Source organism: Staphylococcus sp. HMSC063A07, assembly GCF_001836955.1.
Lineage (GTDB): Bacteria > Bacillota > Bacilli > Staphylococcales > Staphylococcaceae > Staphylococcus > Staphylococcus lugdunensis.
Genome location: NZ_KV830930.1, coordinates 7,731 through 23,870 on the forward strand (window position 1 = coordinate 7,731; position 16,140 = coordinate 23,870).

Sequence of the window (16,140 nt, forward strand, 5' to 3'; positions counted from 1 at the left end):
GAAACAACAGAAGGTAAACATCAACCGCCTAGCATTATTGGAGATAGATGGCAATACACAGGAAAAGTTACAGAAAAAGACAGCATTACAACATATGTCTATGAACGTATTCAATCAAAAGTTCCAAATGACGCACCGCGTGTAGACATTGATGAATTGAAAATCACAATTTATGTTGATACAAATGGTCGTGAAATTGTTCCATCACGAAAAGGTCAGTTACCACCAGAACAATTTATCGGACAAGATTGGCAATATACAGGACATAAGATTGAAAAAGATGGTATTACAACATATATTTATAAAAAAGTAGAGAATGCTGTGCCAGCAAAACAATTGAAAAAGACTAAGCATAATACGCAGTCTGAAAGTCAATTCAAACATACACCACAAGTTAAACAACAACTTGTTAAATATCATAATGTTAAAGAACAACGTTCTATTGAAAAGTCAGAACATACAGATATGCATGTGTCAGAGTTACCTGAAACAGGAGAAACAGCTAATAAAAACGGACTAATAGGTGGATTGTTAATAGCAATAGGTGCATTTTTCGTAACAAAAAGAAAAAAAGAAAACACAAAATAATATAGCAATACACGTCGAGACATAAATTTCCAAAAAATCGCACAAAGATGATTTATTTCAAATCATCTTTGTGCTTCTTTGTTATATTCAATAGTTTGTATTGCTGGCTCGCTTTCTTAGAGAACAGCTTCAGCCACCCCAACTTGCTTTGCTTGATGAATTTCTTCTCGAAATTCTCTCTGTTGGGGCCCCACCCCAACTCGCTTTGTCCGTTGGCTTTCTTTTCGAAAGCCTCTTTGTTGGGGCCCCATCCTGAGCTTGTCTTGTTCTTTCAAGCTCTTGCTAAAATACTTCGTACTTAAAAGAAGTGTGCTTTTTCTTAATGACGCTTAATATAATAAAGAAACAGGCAAATTCTATTAAGTTTCAATAGAACTTGCCAGCTGCAGCTTTTAAAAGAAATTTATGTCTCGATCTTCATATATACTAAACCTTTGTGTACAACTACGTATGCGAGGGTTTTAGTATATAATCAATTTGCTATTAATATCATTTTACTTTCATTTGAATTTTCCATAAAATTTGAATAAAGGAGTGCATAAAAATGATTATTCGTGCATTAGAGGAAACCGATTTAGAATTCGTACATCAGCTCAATAATGAATATTCGATTATGTCATATTGGTTTGAAGAACCTTATCAATCACTGAGTGAATTGCAACATCTTTATAATAAGCATATTTTAGATGAAGATGAAAGACGATTTATTATAGAACAAGAGGACCATGCTATTGGTATTGTTGAATTAGTTGAGATAGATTTTGTACATCGAAACTGTGAAGTCCAAATTATTGTTGATCCTGATTATAGTGGACACGGTTTTGCTAAACAAGCTTTTAAAATGGCCATAGACTATGCATTTTTAGTCTTGAATATGCATAAAGTATATCTATATGTTGATGTTAATAATGAAAAGGCTGTTCATATTTATGAAACACATAACTTTAATATTGAAGGCACATTAAAAGAACATTTTTATACTAATGGAGAATATCGAGATTGTTATGTTATGGGTTTATTAAAAAATCAGTGGTCTTATAGCAATCCCGACAATTTATCACATATTCGTTAATATTTAATTGAAAAGAGTGTTACACATGGCATTGCCAATTAATTATAAATTAAGCCAACTTATAAATGAAAAGGCTATATCTATGCATGTTCCTGGTCATAAAAATATGACAATTGGGACGTTACATGAACTAGATTTTAAATTTGATATGACTGAAATCACAGGTTTAGATGATTTGCATCATCCAGAAGATATTATTCTTAACAGTCAACATAATATGTCAAAACATGAAGACTACGATGCTTTTATACTTGTTAATGGAACAACGTCAGGTATATTAGCTACAATACAAGGGTTTTCAGCTGTGGATGGACGTTATTTAATTGCTAGAAATGTACATAAGTCTGTTTTTCATGGGCTTGATTTAACACATCAAAGTGCAGATATTTTACCTATGCAGGAAAGTCTTCAAACCCATCATTATTACGGTCCTCAAACAAGAGATTTTGATTCTGAACAATATAAATTAGCCGTAGTTACATACCCAAATTATTATGGAGAATGTTTTGATATTAATTCCTGTATTTCAAAATTGCATGCAGCTAATATACCTGTCTTAGTTGATGAAGCACACGGGGCACATTTTGATTTAGACGGCTTTCCTACTTCAGCGTTAAACATGAAAGCGGATTATGTCGTACAGTCATATCATAAAACGCTACCTGCGTTAACAATGGGATCAATATTGTTTATTCACAAACAAGCGCCGCAACGTGATAAAGTTATTCAATATTTGAGTTATTTTCAGACATCTAGTCCCTCATATCTTGTTATGGCTAGCCTTGAACAGGCAAACCAATTTTATCAACAGTATGATAGTAGATTGTTTTTTAAAAGACGACAACAGTTTATCGAAATGATGCAAGATAAAGGATTTATAATGATACAAATGGCTGATCCGCTAAAGCTAACAGTACAGCATAAGCATATGTTAGGATATCAAATTCAAGATTGGTTTGAAAAAATGTCTGTTTTCGTGGAACTTGCAGATGATTATCAAGTATTGCTTATTTTACCTTTATGGCACGAACAAGATAAATATCCATTTGATGAACTTATTGAACGTATACGTATGCAGCCTGTTGAGGATTTGATAAATCATAATCAGCAATCAAGTTACACTCGTTTACCTTGTGCCGCTGGTAGTTACGAGACAATGGATATTACCCATGTTACTTGGGTTGAGTTAGATAATGCGCAAGGTATGATATTAGCACAACATATAACGCCTTATCCACCAGGTATACCACTTTTCTTTACGGGCGAAAGAATCACTCAAAATATGTTAAAATTAATAGCGAATTATATTGATTCTGGTGTCAGAGTGGAAGGGATTAACAATAAAAAAATTTTGGTTAAGGATGAATAAAATATGACAGCATTTATTACTTTTGAAGGACCAGAAGGCTCAGGGAAGACCACGGTGATTCAAGCTGTTGCAGAAAAGCTCGCACAAGACTTTGATGTAATTTCAACGCGTGAACCAGGTGGCGTACCTACTGGGGAAGAAATAAGAAAAGTTGTTCTTGATGGTAATCACATGGATATACGCACAGAAGCAATGTTATTTGCTGCTTCTAGAAGAGAACATCTTGTTGAAAAGGTCATTCCAGCATTAAAACAGCATAAAATTGTATTATGTGATCGCTATATTGATAGTTCTTTGGCTTATCAGGGATATGCACGGGGTATAGGTATAGAGGAAGTGAGAAAACTCAATGACTTTGCAATTAATGGCTTGTATCCAGATTTAACGATATATCTTGATATTTCAGCTGAGATAGGCAGACAACGTATTATGAATAATCAACGCGAACAAAATCGTTTAGACAAAGAAGATTTGAAATTTCATAATTTAGTAATTGAAGGATATCGACAAATTATGGAGAACGGGGACAAGCGATTTCGCAAAGTGGATGCCAGCCAAAATATAGCTAATGTTATTGAAGAGACGTACCAAATTATCATAAATTTTTTGAAAAAATTATGATATAATGACAAGAAGAGGTGTTATAAAATGAAAATGATTATAGCGATCATCCAAGATCAAGATAGTCAAGAACTTTCAGACCAACTCGTAAAGCATGACTTTAGAGCCACAAAATTAGCAACAACTGGTGGTTTTCTAAGAGCGGGAAATACGACATTTTTATGTGGTGTTGATGATGATCGAGTTGACGATATCTTAACTGTGATTGATAACACATGTGGTAATAGAGAACAATTAGTTTCTCCAATGACACCTATGGGCGGTAGTGCAGACTCTTACATACCGTATCCTGTAGAAGTGGAAGTCGGTGGCGCTACTGTATTTGTGATGCCAATCGATGCCTTCCATAGATTTTAAATATCGAAATAACAACGATGAATGAAAATAATGTTTGAAATTTAGAGGTCGGGACAAAAGTGTTTAGGATTTAAGCAGAACATAAAGTAGCACTGATGAAAAAGCAACGTTAAACGTGTTTCTTTAAATTTTTGTGAATAGCGGCAGTATTCAGTTAGAGCTTGCTTGTAGAAATGTTATATACATTTCTCTGTGCTGGGGCTCCGCGCAAATCCTACTTCTGGATTGCTTTGTTGGCTTTCCGAGGTGTATACGTTTTGTGTCTCTGCCTTTTTTATATATGAGGAGTTTAGATCATGGATGAATTTGAACGTCTTTTGAATGCTTTTGGTTCTAATAAGTTGTCGCATGCATATTTGTTTGAAGGTGATGATGCGGAGTCTATGAAACAAGTTGCTATGGATTTTGCTAAGTTAATTTTGTGCCAAAATAATCAGCAGTGTGAGTTGAAGGTAGCAGGATTTAATCATCCAGATTTTATGTATGTAGCTTCTGATGAATCAAGCATTAAAAAGGAACAAGTTGAGCAACTCGTGCATCGTATGAATCAGCTTCCAATTGAGGGAGCGTATAAAGTATATATTATAGAAAGTTTTGAAAAACTGACGGTTCAAGGGGAAAATAGTATTTTAAAATTTTTAGAAGAACCTCCGAAAAATACAATAGCTATTTTAATCTCTACAAAGCCAGAACAAATATTAGATACTATTCATTCGAGATGCCAGCATGTTTACTTTAAGCCAATGAACAAAGCGCATTTTGTAGAACAATTGACAGAAGTCTCTGTATCGCGTCCTGTTGCTGAAATGTTGAGCACCTACACAACTCAACTTGAAGCTGCATTAACATTGAACGAAGAAAATGATTTAACAGCATTACGCAAAGTGATTGTGCATTGGTGTGAATTGCTCATTGAAAACAAACCGATGGCATTAATTGGAATTATCGAGTTGTTAAAGAACGCCAAAAACCGCAAGTTGCAGTTGTTAACATTGGCTGCAGTAAATGGTTTTTTTGAGGATATTATGCATGCTAAATTAAAAGCTAGTAAACACTATACATTTCAAGATTTAAGCAATGAAATTGAGCGATATGCTGAAGCATTAACATTACAACAAATGATAAGAATATATGACCAATTAACAGAAGCGCATAAGAAATTAATGCAAAATGTAAATCCAACATTAGTATTTGAACAAATTGTAATTAAGGGTGTGAGATAAATGCCAAAGATAGTAGGTGTACAGTTTCAACAAGCTGGGAAGTTAGAATATTATGCGCCTCAAGAATTAACTATCAAAGAAGACGACTGGGTGATTGTAGAATCAAAACGTGGCCTGGAATTAGGACTTGTTAAATGTCCACCTTGTCATGTTGCTGATGGCGATGTAACACTGCCCCTTAAAGAAGTCATACGTAAGGCTACACCTAAGGATATTGAAATATATAAACAAAATGCACAAGATGCTAAAGCAGCACTAACTTTGTGTCACGATTTCATTAAACAGTTAGAACTAGATATGCGTCTTGTTAACTGTGAATATACGTTGGACAAGTCTAAAATCATCTTTAATTTTACGGCAGATGATCGTATCGACTTTCGGAAGTTGGTAAAATTATTAGCGCAACAATTAAAAACACGTATAGAATTACGGCAAATTGGTGTGCGTGACGAAGCTAAGCTTTTGGGTGGCATTGGACCATGTGGCCGTTCACTATGTTGTTCTACGTTTTTAGGAGATTTTGAGCCTGTATCGATTAAGATGGCGAAAGATCAAAATTTATCTTTAAATCCGACTAAAATTTCGGGTGCATGTGGCCGACTTATGTGCTGTTTGAAATATGAAAATGATTTATATGAAGAAGTACGAGCACAATTGCCAGATGTGGGAGAGAAAATTTCGACACCTGATGGACAAGGACGCGTAGTAGCACTTAATATTTTAGATATTTCTATGCAGGTTAAAATTGATGGATTAGAGCAACCACTGGAATACAAAATGGAAGAAATTGAAGCGTTTAATTAAGGAGGTTTCATGACTTTTGGAGCGAAATGAATTATTTGAGCGGCTTGTGAGTCTGGAAGCAAACGTTAATGCGATAACGCAAGATATGAATGAGATAAAAGAAATGGCTGTAGCTTTAGTTGAAGAGAACGTTGCATTACATATTGAAAACGATAATTTAAAGCGCTTGATGGACAAAGATGAGCTTTCACAAAATAGTCAGCCTAAGACAAAGGAAGCCAAACAAGTCAAAAAACCATTACCCAGTAAGGATAACTTAGCAATGTTATATGCTGAAGGGTTTCATATATGTAAAGGTGAATTATTTGGAAAACATCGACAAGGCGAAGATTGCTTGCTTTGTATGGCAGTACTTAATGACTAATGACTCAGCGATATAAATGACAGGGTGTATATACAAACAACAGACGCTTAGGACTGCTGTTATTGTAACACCCTTTTTTTAGGAGCGACATAATGTTAAAAGCACATGAACGTATAGATTGTCTTATTAAAGAAAATTTGAAAGTAATACAAAACGACGACGTGTTTTCATTTTCAACTGATGCTTTATTATTAGGCTATTTTACTGAAGTAAGAAAAAAAGATACAATTATGGATTTGTGTTCTGGAAATGGTGTCATACCGCTACTATTATCTGCGAAAGGTACACAACAAATAGATGCGATGGAAATACAAATACAGTTAGTCGATATGGCGCGTCGAAGCTTTAAATATAACCATCTAGAAAATCGATTAACGTTGTTTCATATGGATTTAAAAGAGACGACGCAATATTTCAAACCCTCACAATATTCTCTTGTGACATGTAACCCACCTTATTTTAAAATAAATCAAAAGCATCAACACCAAAAAGAAGCACATAAAATCGCACGTCATGAGATTATGTGTACACTCAGTGATTGCATGAAGGCTGCGCAACATCTACTTAAGCAGGGCGGGCGATTAATGATGGTACATCGAGCAGAAAGGCTTATGGATGTCTTAACTGAAATGAGACAAGTAAACATTGAACCGAAACGCTTACATTTAATTTATAGTAAAAAAGGCAAAACAGCCCAAACGATTGTTGTGGAAGGTCGAAAAAGTGGAAAGCAAGGGTTAGAACTATGTGCACCGTTTTATATTTATAATGAAGACGGTAGTTACTCGGATGAGATGAAAGAGGTTTATTATGGATAAACATTTTGTATATATTGTGCAGTGTAAAGATCATAGTTTGTATACGGGTTATGCCAGAGATGTAGAAGCGCGAATTAAACAGCACAATCTAGGAAAAGGGGCCAAATATACAAAGGCAAGACGCCCAGTAGTCTTAGTTTATCAAGAAATGTACGATACGAAATCAGAAGCATTAAAAAGAGAATATGAAATTAAGCAATTATCAAGAAAGCAAAAATTAGCATTATTTAAGGAGAGATAATATGGGGACTTTATATTTAGTCGGGACACCTATTGGCAATTTAGGAGATATTACATATCGCGCCGTTCAAGTTCTTAATGATGTTGACTTAATAGCCTGTGAAGATACTAGAGTGACTCGTAAATTATGTTCGCACTATGCGATTGATACCCCATTAAAATCTTATCATGAGCATAATAAAGAACAACAAACGAACTATTTAATAGAGCAATTACAAAATGGTTTAGATATCGCCTTAGTATCAGATGCAGGATTACCATTAATCAGTGATCCAGGTTATGAACTCGTAGTGGAAGCAAGAGAACAGCAGCTTAATGTTGTGCCTATTCCTGGTGCTAATGCTGGTTTAACTGCTTTGATGGCAAGTGGACTGCCATCTTACATCTATACATTTATAGGTTTTTTGCCACGCAAAGAAAAAGATAAAATTTCCGTATTACAAGAACGTATGTACCAAGAAGCAACAATAATTATTTATGAGTCACCTTATCGAGTGATACAAACACTAAAGGCGATTCAAAGTATCGATGCAAAGCGACGGGTGACCATTGGTAGAGAGCTTACTAAAAAGTTTGAAGAAATCATCACACTTGATATTGATTCAATGATAGCGATGGTTGAACAAGACAAAATCCCTCAAAAAGGGGAATTTGTAATGTTAATTGAAGGGGCAAAGGCTTTGAAAGATAAGCAATGGTATGAAGAAATGACGATTCAAGAACATGTTACACACTATATTAAAAAACAACAGGTTAAGCCTAAAAAAGCAATTAAAATGGTGGCAGAAGATCGAAATATGAAGACAAGTGATGTTTACGATATCTATCATCAACTTAACGCAGAATAAATTATATTGAAATACCCATGAATTGCTGATTTTATGGTAATGTAGAAAAGATATCACGTTACTGTTTTTAGATAATGTATAATAAAGCTATAGAATTTATAGGTATATCTATATACTGATATAAGACAGTTAACATTCTGAAGCTGGACATATCCATGTGCGACTTCATTGAAAAGGAAAATAATGTTAGATAACATTGATAGTGTAAGAGAATAGGAGGACCCAGTGATGGCGAAAGAGACATTTTATATTACAACCCCAATTTATTATCCAAGTGGGAATTTACATATTGGACATGCGTATTCAACGGTAGCAGGTGACGTAATTGCCAGATATAAACGCATGCAAGGATATGATGTACGTTATTTAACAGGTACAGATGAACATGGACAAAAAATTCAAGAAAAAGCACAAAAAGCTGGTAAAACAGAATTAGAATATTTAGATGATATGATTGCAGGAATTAAAAGTTTATGGAGCAAACTTGAAATTTCAAATGATGACTTTATTAGAACAACAGAACAACGCCATAAACAAGTGGTTGAGAAAGTCTTTGAACGTTTACTTAAACAAGGCGATATTTATCTAGGTGAATATGAAGGTTGGTATTCTGTTCCTGATGAAACTTACTATACAGAATCACAACTTGTTGATCCTATATATGAAAATGGCAAAATCGTTGGCGGAAAAAGTCCGGATTCAGGACACGAAGTTGAACTTGTAAAAGAAGAAAGCTATTTCTTTAATATTAGCAAGTATACGGATCGTTTATTAGAATTTTACGATCAAAATCCGGATTTTATTCAACCACCATCTCGAAAAAATGAAATGATTAATAATTTTATCAAACCAGGTTTGGAAGATTTAGCTGTATCACGTACGTCTTTTGATTGGGGTGTTCGAGTGCCATCTAACCCTAAACATGTTGTTTATGTATGGATTGATGCACTTGTGAACTATATATCTTCACTAGGCTATTTATCAGATGATGATGCACTTTTCCAAAAATATTGGCCTGCAGACGTGCATTTAATGGCAAAAGAAATTGTACGTTTCCACTCTATTATTTGGCCAATTTTACTTATGGCATTAGATTTACCATTACCTAAAAAAGTGTTTGCGCACGGTTGGATTTTAATGAAAGACGGTAAAATGAGTAAATCGAAAGGGAATGTTGTAGATCCTAATGTGCTCATCGATCGTTATGGTTTAGATGCGACGCGTTATTACTTAATGCGTGAGTTGCCATTTGGTTCAGACGGTGTCTTCACACCAGAAGCATTTGTTGAACGTACAAACTATGATTTAGCAAATGACTTAGGCAATTTAGTTAATCGAACTATTTCGATGATTAATAAATATTTCCAAGGCGAACTTCCAGCTTATACGGGTCCAAAACATGAGTTGGATGATGCAATGGAAGCACTTGCACTTGAAACAGTAAAAGACTTTAATGATAACATGGAAAGCTTCCAATTTTCAGTTGCGTTAGCCACTGTTTGGAAATTGATAAGTCGTACCAATAAATATATTGACGAAACAACGCCATGGGTATTAGCTAAAGACGATAGTCAAAAGGATATGTTAGCCAATGTAATGGCACACTTGGTTGAAAATATTCGTTTTGCAACAGTGTTATTGCGTCCGTTCTTAACGCATGCACCTAGAGAAGTCTTTAAACAATTAAATATTAATAGTCCAGAGTTGTTTGAATTGGCAAGCCTTGAACGTTACGGTGCACTAAAACAACCTGTTATGGTTACTGAAAAGCCATCACCAATTTTCCCGAGACTAGATACAGAAGCTGAAATTGCATATATCAAAGCGTCTATGCAACCACCTAAATCTGAAAAAGTTGAACACGAGGCACCTAGTAAAGCGCAAATTAATATTAAAGATTTCGATAAAGTAGAAATTAAAGCAGCAACGATTACGGATGCTGAAAATGTGAAAAAATCAGATAAATTGTTAAAAATTCAAGTTGATTTGGGAACTGAACAACGCCAAATTGTTTCAGGCATCGCTAAATTTTATAAACCAGAAGACATAATTGGTAAGAAAGTAGCTGTCGTTACGAATTTGAAACCAGCAAAATTAATGGGCCAAAGATCAGAAGGTATGATTTTATCAGCTGAAAAGGACGATGTTTTAACATTAGTAAGTTTACCTAACGCCATCGCTAATGGCGCGGTGATTAAGTAAAATTTAAAGCTGTAGGAGAGATATGATGTTAATCGATACACATGTGCATTTGAATGATGAACAATATGATGAAGATTTAAGCGAAGTGATTTCACGCGCGCAACAGGCAGGTGTAGACCGTATGTTTGTCGTTGGTTTTGATACGGCTACCATTGAACGTGCGATGGAATTAATCGAACAATATGACTTTTTATATGCCATTATAGGATGGCATCCGGTTGATGCGATTGATTTTACTGAAGCGCGCTTAAGTTGGATTGAAACGCTTGCTGAGCATCCTAAAGTTATCGGTATTGGTGAAATGGGATTAGACTATCATTGGGATAAATCTCCAGCGGATATTCAAAAAGAAGTTTTTAGAAAGCAAATTGCATTAGCTAAACGTGTTAAGTTGCCAATCGTCATTCATAATCGGGAAGCAACACAAGATTGTGTGGATATTCTACTTGAAGAACATGCTGAAGAAGTAGGTGGTATTATGCATAGTTTTAGTGGTTCTCCTGAAATTGCAGATGTGGTCATTAATAAATTGAATTTTTATATTTCACTAGGGGGTCCTGTTACTTTTAAAAATGCGAAACAACCTAAAGAAGTTGCGCAACATGTGCCAATGGAACGTTTGTTAGTTGAAACAGATGCGCCTTATTTATCGCCACATCCTTATAGAGGTAAGCGTAACGAGCCAGAACGTGTTACTCTAGTGGCGCAACAAATTGCAGAATTAAGAGGGATGACATATGAAGATGTATGTCGTCAAACTACAGAAAATGCGGAACGTTTATTTAACTTAAAGTAATATTTCTTTACATTGGGGTAAGACAGTCCATCTTGTCTTGCTCCTTTTAATTATTATAAATATAAAATTAATGTGAATTCGATGTGGTTTGCTTTAAAATAACTAATGAACAGTAAAAATAAAGAAGGGTTAAATCATAGTGAGAATAAATGAGTTTATAGTTGTAGAGGGACGCGATGATACGGAGCGCGTAAAGTTAGCAGTAGAATGCGATACAATTGAAACAAATGGCAGTGCCATCAATAGAGATACATTAGATGTAATTCAACATGCACAAGAAACTAGAGGTGTTATAGTACTAACAGATCCTGATTTCCCAGGTGATAAAATTCGCCATACGATTACAGAGCATGTATCTGGAGTAAAACACGCTTATATAGATAGAGAAAAAGCTAAAAATAAGCGTGGGAAAATTGGTGTTGAGCATGCAAAACCAGAAGATATTAGAGCCGCACTAATGCATGTAAGTTCACCTTTTGAAGAAGCAATAGAAACAATCGATAAAAGCGTATTACTCGAGCTAGGGCTAATCATTGGTAAAGATGCGCGTCGAAAGCGAGAAGTGATTGGTAGAAAACTTCACATTGGTCATTCAAATGGTAAACAATTATTGAAAAAATTAAATGCATTTGGTTATACAGAAGCGGATGTACGCCAGGCATTAGGTCTTGAGAAGGAGCGAGATGAATAATGGAGAATAAAGATATTGCAACACCATCCAGAACTAAAGAACTGTTAACGCGCTTTGGATTTAACTTTAAAAAGAGTTTAGGACAAAACTTCTTAGTTGATGTAAACATCATCCATAAAATTATTGATGCCAGTGATATTGATGAACGTACCGGAGTTATTGAAATTGGACCGGGAATGGGTTCATTAACAGAGCAACTAGCTAAAAAAGCAAAACAGGTTATCGCATTTGAAATTGATCAACGTCTTATCCCGGTGCTAGATTATACGCTGGCACCATACGAAAATGTGACTGTGATTAATGAAGATATATTGAAAGCCGATATAGCAGCAGCTGTGCACACATATTTAAATGATTGTGAAAAGATTATGGTGGTTGCAAATTTACCATACTACATTACTACGCCAATTCTACTCAATTTAATGCAGCAAGATATTCCAATTGATGGATATGTTGTTATGATGCAAAAAGAAGTAGGAGAGCGGTTGAATGCGACTGTAGGAACAAAAGCTTATGGATCATTATCTATCGTGACACAATATTATACTGAAACAAGCAAAGTAGTAACAGTGCCGAAAAGTGTCTTTATGCCACCGCCCAATGTAGACTCTATTGTTGTAAAATTAATGCAGCGCTCACAACCTCTTGTAGATATAGATGATGAAACAGCATTCTTTAAATTGGCTAAAGCTGCATTTGCGCAACGTCGAAAAACAATTAATAACAATTACCAAAATCACTTTAAAGATGGCAAAAAACATAAAGAAGCTATATTATCTTGGCTTAACGCTGCTGAAATTGATCCTAAACGACGAGGTGAAACACTTTCGATACAAGATTTCGCACGTTTGTATAAAGAAAAGAAAAAATACCCTGAATTAGCTAATTAAACTGTTGACAAAAGCGTTGGACATTGATAAAATTTAAATTTTATTTGACGAAAAGGCTATGAATATGGTAAGATATACCTTGTAGCGAGGTGGAGCAATATGCCAAAATCAATTTTGGACATCAAAAATTCTATTGATTGTCATTTAGGAAATCGTATTGTACTTAAAGCCAACGGTGGTCGTAAAAAAACAATTGAACGTTGTGGGGTATTAAAAGAGACTTATCCATCAGTTTTCATTGTTGAATTAGACCAAGATAAGCATAACTTTGAAAGAGTATCTTATACATACACGGATGTGCTAACAGAGAATGTACAAGTTTCATTTGAAGAGGATAATCATCAAGAAGCAGTTGCACACTAATAAAGATATAAGTAAATAATTATTATTCAATTTGAGCGAGAGGTCAACGCAAGATTAAATTGAATAAGAAGATATAAGCGTTAATGCAAAAAGCATAGCGCTTTTTTATATGTAAAATTCCGTATATTATTTTTCAAAAGACAATGTTTATTAAGTTTTTAGAGAAATATGTATAGTTTTAATCAAATATTTGGCTCCTTTATGTTAAAATCATCTTATTAATATATTGAAGAGAGGGGCGGAAAAATGATATATGAAACGGCTCCTGCCAAGATAAATTTTACGCTCGACACCCTTTTCAAAAGAGATGACGGCTATCATGAAATTGCAATGATTATGACGACGGTTGATTTAAATGATAGACTATCATTTAAAAAACGTACGGATAATAAGATTATTGTCGACATTGAGCACAACTATGTGCCTAATGATAGTAAAAATTTAGCTTATAGAGCTGCCGAATTAATGACACATACTTATGGGATTCAGCAAGGTGTAACGATAGCGATTGATAAAGACATTCCGGTATCAGCTGGTTTAGCTGGAGGTTCAGCAGATGCTGCTGCAACGATGAGAGGTATGAATCGCCTGTTCGACTTGGGTTTAACATTGCATGATTTAGCTCAATTGGGTATTCAAATTGGCACAGATGTACCGTTTTGTATTTATAATCAAACCGCTTTATGTACTGGCTTAGGTGAGAAGATTGAATTTTTAAACAAACCGCCAGCGACATGGGTAGTTTTAGCTAAACCAGATTTAGGTATTTCATCGCCAGACGTTTTTAAAGCTTTAGATTTAAATATTGCGCATGCCGTTCACACAGAAGCGTGCAAGGCAGCGATTAAACATGGTGACTATCAAAAGTTATGCCACAGTCTTTCTAATCGCTTGGAATTAGTGTCTATGGCTATGCACCCAGAAATAAAAAAGATTAAAAATAACATGCTTCAATGTGGTGCAGATGGCGCTTTAATGAGTGGTAGTGGACCAACTGTTTATGCATTAGCACAAAAAGAAAGTCAAGCTAAGAAAATATATAATGCAGTAAACGGCTGTTGTAATGAAGTTTATTTAGTAAGATTACTAGGATAGGAAGGTTGAGACAATGCGTTATAAACGAAGTGAGCGTATTGTGTTTATGACACAATATCTAATGAACCACCCCAATGAATTAATACCTTTAACATTTTTCGTTAAAAAATTTAAACAAGCAAAATCATCAATTAGCGAAGATGTACAAATTATTAAGAATACCTTTTTAAAAGAAAGACTAGGCACAGTCATTACGACGGCAGGAGCAAGTGGTGGTGTGACCTATAAACCAATGATGAGTAAAGAAGAAGCGGCAGAAGTTATCGATGACGTGATTCGTTTATTGGATGAGAAAAATCGTTTATTGCCAGGCGGATATTTATTCTTATCAGACTTAGTAGGGAACCCTACATTATTGAATAGAGTTGGTAAATTAATTGCAACAATATACATGGATGAGCAACTTGATGCAGTTGTGACAATAGCGACAAAAGGGATTTCACTTGCCAACGCGGTAGCAAACGTATTAAATTTACCTGTAGTAGTCATTCGCAAGGATAACAAAGTGACTGAAGGCTCAACAGTATCCATTAACTACGTTTCAGGTTCATCAAGAAAAATAGAAACAATGGTGCTATCGAAACGTACATTAGAAGAAAATTCTAATGTGTTGGTTGTCGATGACTTTATGAGAGCTGGTGGCTCAATTAATGGTGTGATGAATCTCATGAATGAGTTTAAAGCACATGTAAAAGGGGTATCAGTACTTGTAGAATCAAAAGAAGTTAAACAACGATTGATTGAAGATTATACTTCCTTGGTCAGATTATCTGATGTTGATGAATATAATCAAGAGTTTAACGTTGAGCAAGGTAATATTTTGTCTAAATTTTCTTAAAAGGAGTAATTACATCATGAAAACGATTAACGCTAATAGCGTACCTGAAGCTATAGGGCCTTATTCACACGCAACGGCTGTGAATGGTTTGGTATTTACATCTGGACAGCTACCATTGAATTCTAATGGTCAATTGGTAAGTGAGGATGTGCAAGAACAAACTAAACAAGTACTAGAAAATTTAAAAGTTGTGCTCAATGAAGCAGGTGCAGACTTTAATTCTGTCATTAAATCAACAATTTTCATTGCTGATATGAATGAATTTCAACAAATCAATGAAGTATACGCAGATTATTTTAGTGAACATCAACCTGCGCGTAGCTGTGTTGAAGTTTCACGTTTACCTAAAGATGTTAAAGTTGAAATTGAATTAATAGCCAAAACTAAGGAATGATAATTTTCAATGTTGAATTGTAAAGCTTCTAAAAACCACAAAGAGAGATATATACTAGGGGGGCTCACTGCATGAAAGTGACAGATGTAAGACTTAGAAAAATAGAAACAGACGGTAGAATGAAAGCACTTGTTTCAATTACTTTAGATAAGGCATTCGTTATTCATGACTTACGCGTAATTGAAGGAAATTCTGGTCTGTTCGTCGCAATGCCAAGTAAACGTACACCAGATGGTGAATTCCGTGATATTGCACATCCGATTAATTCTGATATGAGACAGGAGATTCAGGATGCTGTGATGAAAGTATATGATGAAACTGATGAAGTAGTTCCAGATAAAAATGCCTCATCAGAACAATCAGAAGACAATGATTAATATATAATTGATATAAACTTTAGAACAGGTTCAACATAATGCGGATGTTGGACCTGTTCTTTTAAAATACAAGCACATTAACATTATTATTAACAAGATGATAAGCCATTTACGTTTCTTTAACAACATCTTATAAATCTTGAAAGTGGCGTAATAATTAAATTATAATAATGACGAAGTGTAATTTTTA

Annotated in this window: 21 protein-coding genes; 20 read left to right on the forward strand and 1 reads right to left on the reverse strand. The window is 34.8% G+C overall.

Annotated elements, in window-relative coordinates:
- Window positions 1-588: LPXTG cell wall anchor domain-containing protein (locus HMPREF2597_RS12960; RefSeq protein WP_256337097.1), on the forward strand; the 588-nt coding region annotated here is incomplete at its 5' end.
- A gap of 116 nt (window positions 589-704) precedes the next feature.
- Here HMPREF2597_RS12960 and HMPREF2597_RS12965 read toward each other — a convergent pair.
- On the reverse strand, window positions 705-839 hold the full coding sequence (locus tag HMPREF2597_RS12965) for a hypothetical protein (protein WP_002461497.1): 135 nt from the start codon (window positions 837-839) through the stop codon (window positions 705-707).
- Between the two features lie 293 nt (window positions 840-1,132).
- On the opposite strand from HMPREF2597_RS12965, the gene HMPREF2597_RS09745 reads away from it, so the two are divergent.
- From HMPREF2597_RS09745 to spoVG, 19 genes are all read left to right on the forward strand, one after another.
- Entirely contained in the window at window positions 1,133-1,660 is a 528-nt protein-coding gene (locus HMPREF2597_RS09745) for a GNAT family N-acetyltransferase (RefSeq protein WP_002479476.1), read from the forward strand.
- 25 nt (window positions 1,661-1,685) lie between these two features.
- The gene (locus HMPREF2597_RS09750) at window positions 1,686-3,029 is read left to right on the forward strand and encodes an Orn/Lys/Arg family decarboxylase (RefSeq protein ID WP_070817288.1); all 1,344 of its coding nucleotides are present in this window, start codon (window positions 1,686-1,688) and stop codon (window positions 3,027-3,029) included.
- A gap of 3 nt (window positions 3,030-3,032) precedes the next feature.
- Window positions 3,033-3,650, forward strand: coding sequence for a dTMP kinase (tmk, locus tag HMPREF2597_RS09755; protein ID WP_002461493.1), 618 nt, complete (start codon window positions 3,033-3,035; stop codon window positions 3,648-3,650).
- 27 nt (window positions 3,651-3,677) lie between these two features.
- The gene (locus HMPREF2597_RS09760) at window positions 3,678-4,007 is read left to right on the forward strand and encodes a cyclic-di-AMP receptor (protein ID WP_002461491.1); all 330 of its coding nucleotides are present in this window, start codon (window positions 3,678-3,680) and stop codon (window positions 4,005-4,007) included.
- Between the two features lie 296 nt (window positions 4,008-4,303).
- On the forward strand, window positions 4,304-5,230 hold the full coding sequence (locus HMPREF2597_RS09765) for a DNA polymerase III subunit (protein ID WP_002479478.1): 927 nt from the start codon (window positions 4,304-4,306) through the stop codon (window positions 5,228-5,230).
- Window positions 5,231-6,034, forward strand: a complete 804-nt coding sequence (locus tag HMPREF2597_RS09770) for a PSP1 domain-containing protein (protein ID WP_002461489.1) — start codon at window positions 5,231-5,233, stop codon at window positions 6,032-6,034. It begins immediately after the preceding gene.
- A 16-nt stretch (window positions 6,035-6,050) separates the two neighbouring features.
- Window positions 6,051-6,398 (forward strand): DNA replication initiation control protein YabA, encoded by a 348-nt coding sequence (gene yabA / locus HMPREF2597_RS09775; RefSeq protein WP_002461488.1) that lies wholly within the window; start codon window positions 6,051-6,053, stop codon window positions 6,396-6,398.
- Window positions 6,399-6,490: 92 nt separating this feature from the next.
- Window positions 6,491-7,216 (forward strand): tRNA1(Val) (adenine(37)-N6)-methyltransferase, encoded by a 726-nt coding sequence (locus HMPREF2597_RS09780; protein ID WP_002479479.1) that lies wholly within the window; start codon window positions 6,491-6,493, stop codon window positions 7,214-7,216.
- Complete coding sequence (locus HMPREF2597_RS09785) at window positions 7,209-7,457, forward strand: GIY-YIG nuclease family protein (protein WP_002479480.1); 249 nt, start codon at window positions 7,209-7,211, stop codon at window positions 7,455-7,457. The genes HMPREF2597_RS09780 and HMPREF2597_RS09785 overlap by 8 nt, the downstream gene beginning before the upstream one ends.
- Window position 7,458: 1 nt before the next feature.
- A complete protein-coding gene (rsmI, locus tag HMPREF2597_RS09790; protein WP_002479481.1) occupies window positions 7,459-8,304 on the forward strand; it encodes a 16S rRNA (cytidine(1402)-2'-O)-methyltransferase in 846 nt (281 codons plus the stop codon).
- A gap of 228 nt (window positions 8,305-8,532) precedes the next feature.
- A complete protein-coding gene (metG, locus tag HMPREF2597_RS09795; RefSeq protein WP_002479482.1) occupies window positions 8,533-10,506 on the forward strand; it encodes a methionine--tRNA ligase in 1,974 nt (657 codons plus the stop codon).
- 25 nt (window positions 10,507-10,531) lie between these two features.
- The gene (locus HMPREF2597_RS09800) at window positions 10,532-11,302 is read left to right on the forward strand and encodes a TatD family hydrolase (RefSeq protein ID WP_002479483.1); all 771 of its coding nucleotides are present in this window, start codon (window positions 10,532-10,534) and stop codon (window positions 11,300-11,302) included.
- 139 nt (window positions 11,303-11,441) lie between these two features.
- Entirely contained in the window at window positions 11,442-11,993 is a 552-nt protein-coding gene (gene rnmV, locus HMPREF2597_RS09805; protein WP_002479484.1) for a ribonuclease M5, read from the forward strand.
- On the forward strand, window positions 11,990-12,883 hold the full coding sequence (gene rsmA, locus HMPREF2597_RS09810) for a 16S rRNA (adenine(1518)-N(6)/adenine(1519)-N(6))-dimethyltransferase RsmA (protein WP_172452329.1): 894 nt from the start codon (window positions 11,990-11,992) through the stop codon (window positions 12,881-12,883). The genes rnmV and rsmA overlap by 4 nt, the downstream gene beginning before the upstream one ends.
- Before the next feature lie 99 nt (window positions 12,884-12,982).
- Window positions 12,983-13,246 carry a biofilm formation stimulator Veg gene (gene veg / locus HMPREF2597_RS09815; RefSeq protein ID WP_002461480.1) on the forward strand — a complete coding sequence of 88 codons (264 nt, stop codon included), beginning with the start codon at window positions 12,983-12,985 and terminating at the stop codon, window positions 13,244-13,246.
- Window positions 13,247-13,492: 246 nt separating this feature from the next.
- Entirely contained in the window at window positions 13,493-14,341 is an 849-nt protein-coding gene (ispE, locus tag HMPREF2597_RS09820) for a 4-(cytidine 5'-diphospho)-2-C-methyl-D-erythritol kinase (RefSeq protein ID WP_002461479.1), read from the forward strand.
- Window positions 14,342-14,354: 13 nt separating this feature from the next.
- Window positions 14,355-15,179, forward strand: a complete 825-nt coding sequence (gene purR, locus HMPREF2597_RS09825) for a pur operon repressor (RefSeq protein WP_002479485.1) — start codon at window positions 14,355-14,357, stop codon at window positions 15,177-15,179.
- A 16-nt stretch (window positions 15,180-15,195) separates the two neighbouring features.
- Complete coding sequence (locus tag HMPREF2597_RS09830) at window positions 15,196-15,573, forward strand: RidA family protein (RefSeq protein ID WP_002479486.1); 378 nt, start codon at window positions 15,196-15,198, stop codon at window positions 15,571-15,573.
- A gap of 71 nt (window positions 15,574-15,644) precedes the next feature.
- On the forward strand, window positions 15,645-15,950 hold the full coding sequence (spoVG, locus tag HMPREF2597_RS09835) for a septation regulator SpoVG (RefSeq protein WP_002461476.1): 306 nt from the start codon (window positions 15,645-15,647) through the stop codon (window positions 15,948-15,950).
- Window positions 15,951-16,140 lie beyond the last annotated feature (190 nt).